16 protein-coding genes are annotated in these 13,010 nt (G+C 68.3%); 9 read left to right on the top strand and 7 right to left on the bottom strand.

Annotated elements, in window-relative coordinates; translation table 11 throughout:
- The first annotated feature begins 41 nt into the window (after positions 1 to 41).
- From AC07U0_RS00080 to AC07U0_RS00070, 3 genes are read left to right on the top strand one after another with little or no spacing between them, the layout of a single operon-like run.
- Positions 42 to 671 (top strand): hypothetical protein, encoded by a 630-nt coding sequence (locus tag AC07U0_RS00080; protein ID WP_494718008.1) that lies wholly within the window; start codon positions 42 to 44, stop codon positions 669 to 671.
- Between the two features lie 7 nt (positions 672 to 678).
- Positions 679 to 1,293 (top strand): DUF998 domain-containing protein, encoded by a 615-nt coding sequence (locus AC07U0_RS00075; protein ID WP_494718007.1) that lies wholly within the window; start codon positions 679 to 681, stop codon positions 1,291 to 1,293.
- Positions 1,290 to 1,919, top strand: coding sequence for a squalene/phytoene synthase family protein (locus AC07U0_RS00070; protein ID WP_494718006.1), 630 nt, complete (start codon positions 1,290 to 1,292; stop codon positions 1,917 to 1,919). Before AC07U0_RS00075 ends, AC07U0_RS00070 begins: the two co-directional genes overlap by 4 nt.
- Here AC07U0_RS00070 and AC07U0_RS00065 read toward each other — a convergent pair whose 3' ends face one another.
- The 3 genes from AC07U0_RS00065 to trmFO all read right to left on the bottom strand — a co-directional run bounded on the left by AC07U0_RS00065 (position 1,920) and on the right by trmFO (position 4,789).
- Positions 1,920 to 2,810: an oxygenase MpaB family protein gene (locus AC07U0_RS00065; RefSeq protein ID WP_494718005.1), complete on the bottom strand. Its 891-nt coding sequence runs from the start codon at positions 2,808 to 2,810 to the stop codon at positions 1,920 to 1,922.
- A 69-nt stretch (positions 2,811 to 2,879) separates the two neighbouring features.
- Complete coding sequence (locus tag AC07U0_RS00060) at positions 2,880 to 3,356, bottom strand: DUF1579 domain-containing protein (protein WP_494718004.1); 477 nt, start codon at positions 3,354 to 3,356, stop codon at positions 2,880 to 2,882.
- Positions 3,357 to 3,388: 32 nt separating this feature from the next.
- Positions 3,389 to 4,789 carry a methylenetetrahydrofolate--tRNA-(uracil(54)-C(5))-methyltransferase (FADH(2)-oxidizing) TrmFO gene (trmFO, locus tag AC07U0_RS00055; protein ID WP_494718003.1) on the bottom strand — a complete coding sequence of 467 codons (1,401 nt, stop codon included), beginning with the start codon at positions 4,787 to 4,789 and terminating at the stop codon, positions 3,389 to 3,391.
- Between the two features lie 97 nt (positions 4,790 to 4,886).
- Here trmFO and AC07U0_RS00050 point away from each other — a divergent pair, with 97 nt between their 5' ends.
- Both AC07U0_RS00050 and AC07U0_RS00045 read left to right on the top strand, forming a co-directional pair.
- Complete coding sequence (locus tag AC07U0_RS00050; protein WP_494718002.1) at positions 4,887 to 5,693, top strand: hypothetical protein; 807 nt, start codon at positions 4,887 to 4,889, stop codon at positions 5,691 to 5,693.
- A gap of 92 nt (positions 5,694 to 5,785) precedes the next feature.
- Positions 5,786 to 6,616: a hypothetical protein gene (locus AC07U0_RS00045; protein WP_494718001.1), complete on the top strand. Its 831-nt coding sequence runs from the start codon at positions 5,786 to 5,788 to the stop codon at positions 6,614 to 6,616.
- A 76-nt stretch (positions 6,617 to 6,692) separates the two neighbouring features.
- On the opposite strand, the gene flgH is transcribed toward AC07U0_RS00045, so the two are convergent.
- From flgH to flgF, 4 genes are read right to left on the bottom strand one after another with little or no spacing between them, the layout of a single operon-like run.
- Positions 6,693 to 7,454 carry a flagellar basal body L-ring protein FlgH gene (flgH, locus tag AC07U0_RS00040; RefSeq protein ID WP_494718000.1) on the bottom strand — a complete coding sequence of 254 codons (762 nt, stop codon included), beginning with the start codon at positions 7,452 to 7,454 and terminating at the stop codon, positions 6,693 to 6,695.
- Positions 7,455 to 7,466: 12 nt separating this feature from the next.
- Positions 7,467 to 8,264, bottom strand: coding sequence for a flagellar basal body P-ring formation chaperone FlgA (gene flgA, locus AC07U0_RS00035; RefSeq protein WP_494717999.1), 798 nt, complete (start codon positions 8,262 to 8,264; stop codon positions 7,467 to 7,469).
- A gap of 3 nt (positions 8,265 to 8,267) precedes the next feature.
- A complete protein-coding gene (gene flgG / locus AC07U0_RS00030) occupies positions 8,268 to 9,056 on the bottom strand; it encodes a flagellar basal-body rod protein FlgG (protein WP_492947418.1) in 789 nt (262 codons plus the stop codon).
- A 12-nt stretch (positions 9,057 to 9,068) separates the two neighbouring features.
- Positions 9,069 to 9,806 carry a flagellar basal-body rod protein FlgF gene (gene flgF / locus AC07U0_RS00025; RefSeq protein WP_494717998.1) on the bottom strand — a complete coding sequence of 246 codons (738 nt, stop codon included), beginning with the start codon at positions 9,804 to 9,806 and terminating at the stop codon, positions 9,069 to 9,071.
- Positions 9,807 to 9,986: 180 nt separating this feature from the next.
- Between flgF and AC07U0_RS00020 the strand changes: the two genes are divergently transcribed.
- The 4 genes from AC07U0_RS00020 to AC07U0_RS00005 all read left to right on the top strand — a co-directional run.
- On the top strand, positions 9,987 to 10,658 hold the full coding sequence (locus AC07U0_RS00020; RefSeq protein ID WP_494717997.1) for a flagellar basal body-associated FliL family protein: 672 nt from the start codon (positions 9,987 to 9,989) through the stop codon (positions 10,656 to 10,658).
- Complete coding sequence (fliM, locus tag AC07U0_RS00015; RefSeq protein ID WP_207868015.1) at positions 10,658 to 11,704, top strand: flagellar motor switch protein FliM; 1,047 nt, start codon at positions 10,658 to 10,660, stop codon at positions 11,702 to 11,704. Before AC07U0_RS00020 ends, fliM begins: the two co-directional genes overlap by 1 nt.
- Entirely contained in the window at positions 11,701 to 12,291 is a 591-nt protein-coding gene (locus AC07U0_RS00010; protein WP_494717996.1) for a DUF6468 domain-containing protein, read from the top strand. The genes fliM and AC07U0_RS00010 overlap by 4 nt, the downstream gene beginning before the upstream one ends.
- 41 nt (positions 12,292 to 12,332) lie before the next feature.
- On the top strand, positions 12,333 to 13,010 hold a 678-nt coding region (locus AC07U0_RS00005; protein ID WP_494717995.1), incomplete at its 3' end, for a MotE family protein.

Below are 13,010 nucleotides of genomic sequence, written 5' to 3'. Positions count from 1 at the left end.
ATGTAGGGCAGACGACTCATCACCCGGGGGAGGGCTGACGCATGGCCGGACTGCTGACCAATTTCCGCAACACCGTCATTCTTGGCCTGGTCCTGGCGGCCCTGCTGCTGGTCGCCACGGGCTTCATTACCCCGCGGGGCTTCGATCGCGAGTTCGCGCGCGCCGTGCTCAACTGGGCCGCTTCCGTGTCCACTGTGCTTTGGCTGGGCCTGCTCTACTATTTCAACGCCGTGCAGTTGCGGGTCATGTCGCAGATCCCGGCCGAGCAGAAGTCGGTAATCAACCTCTATATCTCGCCCGAGGCCCTGGTCTGGGTCCGCTGGGGATCCTTGGCGACAGTCGGGTTTGGCACCCTCGCCATGATCGCCCATTCCGGCACCTATCTTGCCGAGATCATGAGCATGGGCCTGTTTGAGGGCTTCGCACCCGGCGACCCGGGGTATGTGGGGCTGGGCGTCGCAGCCTGGCTTGCTCTGATTATGTTCTTCAACACCTGGGCCCTGATTTGGCCCAACCAGAGGCGGGCGCTCAACCTCGGCCAAGGACAGGTTGAACTTGACGAAGACACCCGCGCGAAGGCCGCGCGGGTCGCGATGCTGGCCACGCGCGTCAATCTGCTGCTCAGCCTGCCGATGCTGACCTTCCTCACCATGCAGCCGTTGTACGGCTGATCTAACGATGACGGCGGGCCGTGTCGCGTTCGGGCTTCTGGTCGCGGGATTTCTGATCCAACTGGTCACCATCGTCTGGGCCGGAGCTGCCTACCCCGGATACAGCCATGTCTCGCAGTACATCAGTGAACTTGGCGCGACCGGCGCCGTAGCCGGTCCGGCCGTCAGCTGGTGGGGCTTTGTGCCCAGCGGCCTGCTGGTCGCCGCCGGCTGCCTGATCGGGGCCTGGTTGTCGCGCAGGAGCGGGCTGGCGATCGCCGTCTGGCTGGGGCTGGGCTGGTATGGCGTGTCCCTTGCGGCGGCGGGCGTCTATCCCTGTGAGTTCGAATGTGGCCGGGCGGACGCCTCCTTCAACGCCCTGATGCACGACCTGTTCGGCGGGACCGGCTATCTGACGGGGATTCTCGCCCTTCCGCTTGCAGCTCTCGTGGCGCGCCGTGAGGGCCGCAAGGGGGTGGCGATCATGGCCCTGGTCTGCGCGGTTCTGGCCACCGTCGGGTTCGCCGGGGTGATCGCCGAGGCCGAGCCGGGCGGCGTGATCCAGCGAATCCTTGAGGGTTCGGTGGACCTTTTCATTTTGGCTTTCGGCTGGACCCTCATCCGCAAGCCGGTGTCGTCGTGAGCGAGAGTGATCTCGACGCTCAGGTGCGCGCCGCCGATCCCGACCGATGGCTGTCCAGCCGGTTCGTTGGCGATCTGGACGCGCGCGCGGACCTGATCGCCCTTTACGCCTTCGAGGCCGAACTGCTGACCATCCCGACGCGGGTCACCCAGCCGATGCTGGCCGAGATGCGCTACGTCTGGTGGCGGGATCAGATGGACGGGGTCTTCTCGGGGCAGGCGAGGAAGGGCCATCCGGTGCTGGAGGCCCTGACGGCGGCGGCGGGACGCAGACCGCTGGACCGCGCCGTCTTCGACGCCCTGATCGAGGCCCATGTCGGCCGGGTGCATGGCGAGCCGCACGATCTGGACGCCTTCTACGTCGGGCCGACGCAGGCGGCGGTGCGCATTCTGGCGGGGGAGGGCCATGACGCCGCCGTGGTCGAGGCCGGGCGCGTCCGGGGTCTGACCCAGGTCGGTCGGGCCGAGGAGGCGAAGGCCCTGCGGGGCGCGGCCAATGCGGGGCTGAAAGGCCTGCCGACGGCGGCCTTCCCGGCGGTGGCCCATGCGACCCTGTCGGGCGCCGAACGCGGCGAGGGGACCAAGCGGCTGAAGCTGCTGTGGGCCAGCCTCAGGGGCCGGATCTAGCTAGCGCGGATTGCCGTTCGGCCAGGACAGGACCTCCGGCGGCCAGACCTGACGGTTGGGCGAGCCGGTGTAGGTCCAGTCGAGAGTGCGTTGCATCGTTCGGGCGCCGGCCCTGGCGACGGCCGAGGCTCTGGGCAATCCGTGCATCTCGCGCGCCCAGTCGGGTAGCAGGTCCGCGCCGGCCTGCATGATCAGATCGGCCGAAATGTCCTCGAAGACGCCGCCGACCTTCTGGCGCATGACCAGGGCGGCGACCTCGGTCGTGCGGGCGTCGGCCTTGAGCTGGGGCCGCATCGACTGGATCAGGGCCTCGGCTTCCGCGCGATTGGCCGGGACGGGATCGGCGCCCAGGGCCCGGCCGATGCGCGCCATCTCGGCCAGATAGGCGTCCTGATCAGCCAGGGACATGGTCGGCTCGGCATAGCGGACCCAGCTGTCGAGGAAGCTGATCGTCTCGGTCACATGCACCCAGGCCAGCAGGGCCGGGTCGCTGACGCGATAAGGCGTGCCGTCGGGCAGGGTCCCGCCCAGCTTGTCGTGAATGCGCCGGACCTTGTCGATGGCGGCGTTTCCGGCGGCGGCATGGTCATAGGTGGTGACGGCGATGAATTTGGCCGTCCGCCGAAGCCGCCCATGCATGTCGGCGCGGAAGTCGGAATGGTCCCAGACGCCCGCCAGCACCGCGGGATGCAGCATCTGCAGCAGCAGGCCCGAGACCCCGCCGATCATCATGGTGACGATGTCCCCATTGACCCGCCAGGCGACAGAGTCGGTCGGGAACAGGGCGTCGGCGCGGCGCAGGGCCGGCCGCTCGCCGCGCTCATAGTCGTTGAACAGCTCGTTGATGCGCCGCCGGATGGCGATCTTCACGGTTTCGGACGGAGAGGGCATTCAGACTCGAGGGGGAGGACGTCGAACTTGAACATCGGTGGTATCGTCGCGCCAGACGCAAGTCGACCTTCAGGCCCTCGTGAAATCCATGGTCCAGTTGGTTTCCCAACTCGTGCCGCCGTCGGCTGACATGGCCTGTTCCCAGCGGGGCGTTTCGGTCCGGGTGTTCAGCCACAGGAAGCGGGTCAGGATGGGGCGGCCATTCAGGGTGTCCTCGGCGAGGAAGGTCCCGTCGCCGTCCTCGAAACGGCCAACCACGGGCACGTCCATGCGATGCGGATCATTGGAGGCCAGCCACCAGATGGCCCAGGCGTTCGCCGCCGGATCATATGACCTGATCGCGATGGCGCGGATCGTCCCGCTCGGGAAATACAGGACATTGTCCTCGATATTGCCGTCGCCCCCCAGCACCGTACGCATCTCGCAGGCGCCGTCGAAGGCGTCCCAGTCGGTGCAACCCGCCAGACGCTCGCGCAGCCGGCGATGTTTGACGGTCCAGCGTCCGATCTGGAAATCGAAGTCCTGGCAGGCGTCGGGCAGGGACATGGTCACATCCTCAAGGGCGGGCGGCGAGACTGTCAGGCGGCAGCCGCGTCCCGCCAGGCTCTGAGGGCCTCCAGAGCCCGGATGCTCATCAGACGCTTCTTGGCCCGGCCGCGTTCCTTGAGCGGGATCTTCTTGCCCTCATCATCCACCTTGGGTGCGTCAAGGGGTGGCAGCAGTCCGTAGTTGATGTTCATCGGCTGGAATTTGGCGCCGTCCAGATGGCCGCCGGTGATGTGCTCGACCAGGGCGCCCAGGGCGGTGTGGCCCTCGGGGGCGTCCAGCGGCTTGCCGAGGCGTTCGGCGGCGGCGAGGCGGCCGGCCAGCAGGCCCGTGGCGGCGCTTTCGACATAGCCTTCGACCCCGGTCACCTGACCGGCGAAGCGCAGGCGCGGCATGGACTTCATGCGCAACTGACGGTCCAGCAGGTGGGGCGAGTTCAGATAGGTGTTGCGGTGCAGGCCGCCGAGGCGAGCGAACTGGGCGTCCTGCAGGCCCGGGATCATGCGGAAGACCTCGGCCTGTGCGCCGTGTTTCAGCTTGGTCTGGAAGCCGACGATGTTGAACAGGGTGCCGAGCGCATTGTCCTGACGCAGCTGGACGATGGCGTGGGCCTTGACCAGCGGATCGCGCGGGTTGGTGAGGCCGACGGGCTTCATCGGACCGTGACGCAGGGTCTCGCGGCCGCGCTCGGCCATGACCTCGATGGGCAGGCACCCGTCGAAATAGGGGACGTTCTCCCACTCCTTGAACTCGGCCTTGGGACCGTCCAGCAGGGCGTCGATAAAGGCCTCGTACTGCTCCTTGTTCATGGGGCAGTTGACGTAGGCGGCGGCGTCTCCGCCGGGGCCCTCCTTGTCGTAGCGCGATTGGCGCCAGGCGATGTCGAAGTCGATCGACTCAGCATGGACGATGGGGGCGATGGCGTCGAAGAACGACAGGCTCTCCTCGCCGGTCAGCGTCAGGATGGCTTCGGCCAGGGCGGGGGAGGTCAGGGGGCCGGTGGCGACGACGACGCTGTCCCAGTCCTCGGGCGGCAGGCCCGCGATCTCCTCGCGCTGGATGGTGACCAGCGGGTGGGCCTCCAGCTTCGCCGTTACGGCCTGCGAGAACCCGTCGCGGTCGACGGCCAGGGCGCCGCCCGCCGGGACCTGATGGGCGTCGCCGCAGGACATGATGATCGAGTCCAGCGCCCGCATCTCGGCATGCAGCAGGCCGACGGCGTTGTGCTCCCAGTCGTCGGAACGGAAGGAGTTGGAGCAGACCAGTTCGGCCAGACCGTCGGTGTGGTGGGCGTCGGTCTTCACGCCGGGAACGCCGCGCATCTCGTGCAGGATGACGGGCACGCCGGCGCTGGCGATCTGCCAGGCGACCTCGGAGCCGGCGAGGCCTCCGCCGATGACGTGGATGGGCTTGATGTCGGAAGAAGAAGTCATGGCGGGCCTTCTAGTGCCCCCGAGGCCGTTCGTCAGCATTCGTCTGGTCGCGGCGACGGGACAGGCGCTAGAGTGACCGCGAAGACGGGGGTAGCGAATGGCGGAATCGCCTGCAAGGAAGCGGCTGGATCTGATCGAGGTCCTGACCGAGGCGGTGGGGCGGATGGGCGAGATGGCGCGGGGGGCCGGTCCGGCCTTGGCCCTCACGGCGGTTCTGGCCTTGGCCGCCATCCTGCTGCGTCTGTCGCAGGGAGCGGGGCTGCTGCTGACGGCCCTCGCTCTGATCGCCGGGCTGGCGGCCTTCGGGGCGACCACGCGGATCGGGACGGCGGGCGATCTGGCGGCGGCGCGGCGCGCGGGTCTGCGTCCCGGCGGACTGCAATTGGGCAGGCCCGAGGCGCGGCTGGCGGGGGCGACCCTGCTGTGCGCCCTGTTCATGAGCATCATGCTGGCCCTGCTGTTCCTCGTGGCGCTGGCCCTGTTCGGCGGGGCGGGCCTGAACGCCGAGGCGGTCAAGGCGCGAGACTGGGCCGCCGTCGGTCCGGCGTGGAAGCTGATCCTGCTGGCGGGGGTGACGCTGGTGGTGCTGGGCGCGCCGGTGCTGTTCGCGGTGCGGCTGTGCCTGTATGCCCCCGCGACGGTTGGACGCGGCCAGATGATTTCCCTGACGGCGACGGGTCTGACCAACCGGGCCATCCTGCCGCTGCTGGCCGGGCTGATCGCCTGCGCGGTTCCGGGTCTGATCTGGCTGGGGCTGGTCGCGGTGGGCGTTCTGGGCGGCAAGGCGGCGGGCGCGGTCGCGATCCTGACGCTGGTCGCGATCCAGTGGCCCCTGACCAGCGCCTTCCTCGGCGCGGCTTATCGGCGGCTGGAAACCCATGAACTTCTTGGGGTCTGGCAGTGAAGTCGCGAACCCCAAGTCTTTGAAAGAAGGGCGACGTCGTCCCGGCCCCGCGCTATGAGCGGCGGCGAGAGAGTCGCCTCGGGAGTGAATGGATGAGTTTTTCGGCAACGGAGGCCGCCTTCGAAGGCTTCAGGGTGACCCGTCACCATCCGCTGGCCGTCGTGGCCTGGGCGCTGGTGTCGCTGGTGGCCGTGGTCGCGATGGCGTTCATCGCCATGCCAATCCTCAGCCCGGTTGCGGACGAGTTCCGCTCTGTCCTCGCATCCGGCGGCGCCACCCAGCCGTCGGCCGCCATGACGGCCCGGTTCTCCTATGCCGCCATGGCTACAGTTCCCGTCAGCCTTCTGATGCAGGCCATCCTGCTGCCGGCCATCTATCGCGCCATGCGCCAGTCGGGCGGAGACAGGTTCGGTTTCCTTCGGCTGGGCCCCGATGAGCTCCGGGTTTTCGGCGCCCAGGTGATCATCACCCTGGTGTCCCTGATCGTCAGCCAGGGCGGCGAACTGCTGGCGACCCTGGCCGGAGGCGCAGGCGGCGCCGGCCTGGCCCTGCTGATCGAGGTCGTGGTGATGCTGGTGAGCCTCTATCTGTCGGTGCGTCTGGTCCTGGTGGCGCCGGCCGCCTTCGTACAGGGGCGGATCGATCTGAAGGCCGGATGGGCCGCGACCGCCGGTCTGTTCTGGCCCCTGATCGGCATGGCGATCATCGCGGGCTTCATGGCCTTCGTCGTCATGCTTCTGCTGGGGATCATCGCCCTGCCGATTTCAATCGGCATGACGGGCGGCGCGGCCGGTCCGGCAGGCCTGATCGCCGCGGGCGGTCTGCTGATTATCCTGTCTCTGGCTCTGGCCCTGACCACCGTCATTCTCGTCGCGCCCTTCATGGTGGCCTACCGCGAGGCCCGGGCGCCGGCGCAGGGCTGACACGCAAAAGGGGCCGCGCATCGCGCGGCCCCTTTCCAATTCCAGCTTCAAGCAGCGCGACCACGCGACAGGCCCACTAGAACGGGCTGAAACGCTCGACCAGGGCCTGGGCGGCCGGGGTCGCCTGGACGCGGCTGATGTCGCCACGGCCGCCGTAGCTGATGCGGGCCTCGGCGATCTGGGTGTGGTTGATGGTGTTGGCCGAGGAAATATCTTCCGGGCGCACGATGCCGGCGACGGTCAGTTCGCGGATTTCGCGGTTGGTGCGCACTTCTTGCCGACCCTGGATGACGAGGTTCCCGTTCGACAGGACCTCGGTGACCACGGCGGCGATGGTCAGGTCGACCTTTTCCGAGCGGCTGACGGCGCCGGAGCCCGTGGCGTTGCTCGAACCCGACATTCCGACCATGTTCGAAGGGTCGAAATCGCCCGGCAGGATGCGTCCCAGGCTGCTTTCCAGCCCGAACAGATGGCTGACGCCGGCCGAGCTGTCGTTGGTGCGGGCGCGGGTGGTCGAGTTGGAGGTCTGGGCCTTGTCGTCGATCGAGATCGAGACGGTCAGGATGTCACCGACGCGGCGCGCGCGCTGGTCGCCGAAGAAGGTGCGGGCGCCGGTGCGCCACAGGCTGTTGGCGCTGGCGGCCATGGCGCCGTTCTGACGGGCGCGGATGGCGGCCTGCTCCTCGGGGGAGGGCTGGTAGGTCTGGCTGGTCGGGACCAGAGACGCAGGATAGCCGATCGGCGCCAGTTCGGGGCCGCGCACGGCTTCGACGGCGGTGGAGCAGGCGCCCAGGGACAGGGCGGCGGCGGTGACGGACAGGATCAGGACGGTACGCATGACGGCAGGCTCCTAGCGAGCGGCGAACTGTTGGGGATTGGCGCGGGCGGCCTGGGCCGCCGGGCCGACGATCGCCTGGCCGGGACCGGTGGCGACCGCATCGATGGTGCGGTTGGAGGTGGTGTTGAGCACGGAGACGGGCTCGCCGATGGCGGCGTTGCGGGTGGCGCGGCCAGTGACCGTCAGCTTCACGCCACCGACGTCATAGGTGACCTCGACCATGTCGTTGCGGGCGATGACCTGGGGGGAGGCCAGGTCCCGCGTGGCGACCGGGGCCCCGGCGCGCAGCGGGCGTTTGGCGCTGAGGCCGATGACCCGATCGGCGTCCTGGGGACCGCCGGCCGGGGCCATATGGGCCTGAAGGGTGGTCCAGACGACGTCCTCGGGCTGAATGACGTCGCCGGTGTTCAGGTTGCGGGCATAGGTCAGGACGTCGACCGTGGCGCCCGGACGGCCCGCCGTGGCGGAGGCGCCGGATGCGGCGGGGCCGGTCGATGCCGGGGTCAGGACGGCGGGCGAGGCCGAGCCTTGACGCACTACGACGCGGCTCAGACCCTGCGGGTTCGACCATTGCAGCCCGGCGCGCAGGGCCTGGCCCTGGAGCTGGCCCGCCTCGAAGATGATCGAAGGGCCGGCGCGCGTGCCGACGACCACGTTCGACGCGGCTCCAGCGCCGTCGAAGATCTCCCCGAGGGTGACGCGGCCGTCGTCGTCGACCGGCTGGGCCTTGAGGGTGACGGGCCCCGCGAGCGCCGGGGCGGCCAGGACGAGGGTGGGGAGAGACAGGAGGAGGGCGATGGCGATGCGCATGACCTAGCTCTTCACCTGGGAGGTCACCGACATCATGTCGTCGGCGGTCGAGATGACCTTGGAGTTCATTTCGTAGGCGCGCTGGGCGACGATCAGGGCGCTGATCTCGCTGACGGCGTCGACATTGGAGCTTTCGGTGTAGCCCTGCAGAAGTTGCCCGAAGCCGGGCTCGCCGGGCGCCGCGACATTGGCCGGGCCTGAGGCCGCGGTTTCCATCAGCAGGTTGTCGCCAACGGCTTCCAGACCCGCTTCGTTGAAGAAGTTGGCGATTTCCAGCTGGCCCACGACCTGCGGATCCACCTGCCCGTCGATCTTGACCGAGACCTCGCCGGTCTTGGAGATGATCGTGTCGACGGCGTTCTGGGGGATGGTGATCGCCGGCTCGACGGCATAGCCGTCCTCAGTGACGAGCGTGCCTTCGGGGCTCAGCGAGAAGTTGCCGGCGCGGGTATAGCCGATCTCGCCCGAGGGCAGGGTGACCTGGAAGTAGCCGTGGCCGTCGATGGCGACGTCGTACTGGTTGTCGGTGCGGCCCGGCGTGCCCTGTTCGGTGATCCGGTAAACGCTGCCCGCCTTGACGCCGAGGCCGACCTGGATGCCCGTCGGGACCACGGTGCCGGCGCTGGACGACTGCGCGCCCATCCGCTCGACGTTCTGGTACATCAGGTCCTGGAACTCGGCCCGCTGGCGCTTGTAGCCGACGGTGTTCATGTTCGCGATGTTGTTGGAAATGACTTCCACGTTCAGCTGCTGGGCGGCCATGCCCGAAGCTGCGGTTCTCAGAGCGCGCATCTAACGGCCCTCCTAGTTCGCCCGACCAAGGCGCTCGACGGCGCGCTTGGACAGGTCGTTGACGTTTTCGATCATCTTGGTCGCCTGTTCGTAGGCGCGGCTGATCTCGATCATCGAGGTGATCTCGGTCAGGGGATTGACGTTGGACGCTTCCAGCGAGCCCTGGCGGATCTTGGCGCCCGTGGCGTCGATCGGGGTGGCGTTGGAGCGGTTTCGGTAGAGGCCGTCGCCGTCCTTGGACAGGGCGGCCAGGGTGTCGAAGCGGGCCAGGGTCAGGCGGCCGACGAGGGCGCCGTTCTGGCTGATGGTGCCGTCCTCGCCGATGACCGGCGCGCCCTTGGCGGGGTCCAGAATGATGTCGCCGCCGTCGCCCTGAACGGCCAGTCCCGCCTTGGTGACCAGCTTGCCGGTCGGGTCCAGGGTGAAGGCGCCGTCGCGGGTATAGGCGTCGGCGGTTCCGTCGTTGACCGTGAAGAAGGCGCCTTCGCCCTCGATGCCGAAGTCCAGGTCGCGGCCGGTCTGCTGCAGGGCGCCCTGGCCAAAGTCGCGGCCGACGCCGTTGTCCAGGACGAAGCTGGCGCCGGGCTTGATCGAGTCGTTGCGGGCGCGGGCGCCGACCTCGGTCCCGACCAGCAGCTGCTCGACCTTGAAGCCGGTCGTGTTCGCGTTGGCGATGTTGTTCGCCACGATGTCCAGCTCGCGGCGCAGCGTCATCTGGCGTGACAGTCCGATATAGGCGGCGTTTTCCACGGGGCGGGCTCCTTCGTTAAGGGACCACGCAACGACCGTGCCAACAGGGTTAATGCAGGCGTGGCGGGGATTTGAGCCGTTTTCGACCTCTGGCGCCCGGCAGGATTTGCCGGATTTCAATCTCGCGTTAACCAAACTGGCTGCATCTGGAGGCTGGAATCATTCCGGGGCGTCGGACGCATGTTGAAGCTTGGCAAGAAGAAGGGGCCGCCAGACGACGCGGCGACCGACATCGCCGTGGCCCACGGCCATGAGGTCGATGGCGAACCCGCCAAGAAGAAGCTGCCCCTGCTGTTCATTATCGCCCCCGTCGCCGCGCTCGTGGTGCTGGGCGGCGGCGGCGCGGCGGCCTTCGTCATGATGCAGCCCAAGGCTGACGCCGCCGCCGAGGGCGAGCACGGCGAGGCCGCAGGCGGTCACGGCGAGGAAAAGGCCGAGGGTCACGGCAAGAAGGAAGAAAAGAAGGGCGGCCACGGCGCAGCCAAGGAAGGCGAGGGCGAGGCCGCCGCCGATCCGTCGCTGGGCGTCGTTTCCGAGGGGCCTGACGGCGTCACCTTCCTGACCCTGCCGGACATGGTGGTGGACATCCAGTCGGCCGATGGCCGCCCGACCCATATGCAGCTGAAGCTGACGCTGGAGATGAAGGACGCCGACCTGGCCTCCACCCTGCAGGAGCAGATGCCGCGGATGCAGGACATGTTCCAGGGCTTCCTGCGCGAACTGCGTCCCGAAGACATGGCCGGTTCGGCCGGCAGCTACCAGCTGCGCGCCGAAATCCTGCGGCGGGTCAATCTGATCGCCGCCCCGGGCAAGGTCGACGCGGTCCTCATCGAGAAGATGTTGATCCAGTAATGAGCGACACCGAGTTCGCAGACGCCGGCCTGGGTGACGAGTTCCGCAGCGCGGCGTCCGAACGCGTCCTGAACCAGGATGAGATCGACAGCCTGCTGGGCTTTGATCTGGGCGACGACGACGGTTCCGAACGGACCGGCATCCGCGCTATCATCAACTCCGCGCTCGTCAGCTACGAGCGTCTGCCGATGCTCGAGATCGTCTTCGACCGCCTGGTGCGGCTGATGACGACGTCGCTTCGCAACTTCACCTCCGACAACGTCGAGGTGTCGCTGGACAATATCTCGTCGATCCGTTTCGGCGACTATCTGAACTCCATCCCGCTGCCGGCCATCCTGGCGGTGTTCCGGGCCGAGGAGCTGGACAACTACGGCCTTCTGACGGTCGATTCCAACCTGATCTATTCGATCGTCGACGTCCTGCTGGGCGGGCGTCGCGGCACCGCGGCCCTGCGCATCGAGGGCCGACCCTACACCACCATCGAACGGGTGCTGGTGCAGCGGATGGTCGAGGTCATCCTGGCCGATGCCCAGGCCGCCTTCGAGCCGCTGACGCCCGTCCACTTCAACCTGGACCGTCTGGAAACCAACCCGCGCTTCGCCGCCATCGCGCGCCCGGCCAACGCCGCCATCCTGGTCAAGCTGCGCATCGACATGGAAGATCGCGGCGGCCGGGTCGAGCTGCTGCTGCCCTATGCCACTCTCGAACCCATCCGGAAAATGCTGCTGCAGCAGTTCATGGGCGAGAAGTTCGGCCGCGACAACATCTGGGAAGGCCACCTCGCCACCGAGCTCTGGACCACGGACACCGAGGTCCGCGCAGTCCTCGACGAACAGCAGGCCCCCCTGTCTACGGTTCTCAATCTGAAGGTCGGCGACACCTTCATGCTGAACGCGACTCCGGATAGCGACATCTCGATCCGTTGCGGACCGATTCCGGTTACGACGGGCCGAATGGGCCGCAAGGGCCAGCACATCGCCGTTCGTGTCGAAGCGCCCATCAGCGTCGAGGTCGCGAGCAGCCTGACCCGGGTGAAACGCTCATGATCGGCATCGTCCTCGACTCCTTCCTGATGCTGCTGCTGGTCGCCGCCATCGGCTACGGCATCCGTCTGGAGAAGAAGCTGACGGCCCTGCGCGCCGGCCAGCTGGCCTTCGCCGGCGCCGTGACCGAGCTGAACCAGGCCGCCGGCCGCGCCGAGAACGCGCTGCGGGCCCTGAGCGCCGCGGGCGACGAGGCCGACATGCTGCACGACCGCATCCTCAAGGCCCGCGCGGTCAAGCAGGAACTGGACGTGCTGATCGCCCGCCAGTCGCGCGGTCTGTCGGGGCCTGCTCCGGCGGTTCTGCGCGAGCCCGAGATCATCCGTGAACCCGAGCCCGAGCCCGTTCGCGCGCCGCCTGCGCTGCGCAATCCGCTCATCCACGGCCTGCCCGACGACGAGGACCGCGCCCTGCGCATGGCCGCCCTGGCCGAGCGCATCTCGGGCATGAATTCGGCTCGCAACGCCGCGCCTGCGCCCGGCCGCGACAACGTCAGCGCCATCATGTCGGCCCTCACCGCTAACCAAGCCGCGCAACAGAGCCTCAACAAGGCCCGGCGTAGTCTGGACGACGATCTCTTCGCGGCGTGAACGCCGAACCCTCCCTTTTCTGAGTACCGAGACCTGTTCTGATGGCCAAAGTTCCTCGCCTCCTGCCGCTCATCGCCATCGCCATCGGCGGGGTTGTGGCGGTGCGCGCCGTCGGCGCAGGTCCCGGCCTGTTCGAGGGCGCCAAGGCCTGGGCCGAGGACGCCGCGGGTGCGGTCGCCCCGGCGCCCGGCAATACGGATGTGCCCAAGGCGCCGCCCGCCGTCTGCGCCCTGACGCCGGAACAGCTGGCCCAGCAGGCGGGGATTTCCCCGGCCGAACTGCGGATCATCCAGTCGCTGTCGACGCGCCGCAAGGAGCTGGACGCCCGCGACGCCGACTTCTCGACCACCCTGCCGCTGATGGTCGCCGCCGAGCAGAAGCTGGACGCCAAGGTCCAGGCCCTGAACGCCATCAAGGTCGAGATCCAGGGCATGCTGGGTCAGGTCGACGCCAAGGCCAAGGCCGAGACCGACCGCCTGGTCGCCGTCTATTCGGCCATGCGCCCGCGTGAGGCCGCCGCCGTGTTCAACACCCTGTCCGACGATGTGCGTTTGCCGGTCGCCGCCGCCATGCGTCCGCGCGGTCTGGCCGCCATCCTGGCCCAGATGCCGCCCGCCAAGGCCCAGGAGCTGACCGAAAAGCTCGCTCGCCGCTTCGAGGCCCAGCAGTTGGCCGCCCGCGCTGCGGCCGCCCGCGCCGCCGAACCTGTCGCCCAACCG

The sequence above is a fragment of the Brevundimonas sp. GW821-FHT02A10 genome (assembly GCF_059422025.1).
Note: the sequence above shows the minus strand (reverse complement) of the source record. Positions and strands in the feature narration are given on the sequence as shown.

Excerpts from the sequence above, each read along its gene's own strand:
- AC07U0_RS00080 (WP_494718008.1), top strand. The coding sequence starts at position 42 with ATGGCCGGACTGCTGACCAATTTCCGCAACACCGTCATTCTTGGCCTG.
- AC07U0_RS00075 (WP_494718007.1), top strand. The coding sequence starts at position 679 with ATGACGGCGGGCCGTGTCGCGTTCGGGCTTCTGGTCGCGGGATTTCTG.
- AC07U0_RS00065 (WP_494718005.1), bottom strand. The coding sequence starts at position 2,810 with ATGCCCTCTCCGTCCGAAACCGTGAAGATCGCCATCCGGCGGCGCATC.
- AC07U0_RS00060 (WP_494718004.1), bottom strand. The coding sequence starts at position 3,356 with ATGTCCCTGCCCGACGCCTGCCAGGACTTCGATTTCCAGATCGGACGC.
- trmFO (WP_494718003.1), bottom strand. The coding sequence starts at position 4,789 with ATGACTTCTTCTTCCGACATCAAGCCCATCCACGTCATCGGCGGAGGC.
- AC07U0_RS00050 (WP_494718002.1), top strand. The coding sequence starts at position 4,887 with ATGGCGGAATCGCCTGCAAGGAAGCGGCTGGATCTGATCGAGGTCCTG.
- AC07U0_RS00045 (WP_494718001.1), top strand. The coding sequence starts at position 5,786 with ATGAGTTTTTCGGCAACGGAGGCCGCCTTCGAAGGCTTCAGGGTGACC.
- flgH (WP_494718000.1), bottom strand. The coding sequence starts at position 7,454 with ATGCGTACCGTCCTGATCCTGTCCGTCACCGCCGCCGCCCTGTCCCTG.
- flgA (WP_494717999.1), bottom strand. The coding sequence starts at position 8,264 with ATGCGCATCGCCATCGCCCTCCTCCTGTCTCTCCCCACCCTCGTCCTG.
- flgG (WP_492947418.1), bottom strand. The coding sequence starts at position 9,056 with ATGCGCGCTCTGAGAACCGCAGCTTCGGGCATGGCCGCCCAGCAGCTG.
- AC07U0_RS00020 (WP_494717997.1), top strand. The coding sequence starts at position 9,987 with ATGTTGAAGCTTGGCAAGAAGAAGGGGCCGCCAGACGACGCGGCGACC.
- fliM (WP_207868015.1), top strand. The coding sequence starts at position 10,658 with ATGAGCGACACCGAGTTCGCAGACGCCGGCCTGGGTGACGAGTTCCGC.
- AC07U0_RS00010 (WP_494717996.1), top strand. The coding sequence starts at position 11,701 with ATGATCGGCATCGTCCTCGACTCCTTCCTGATGCTGCTGCTGGTCGCC.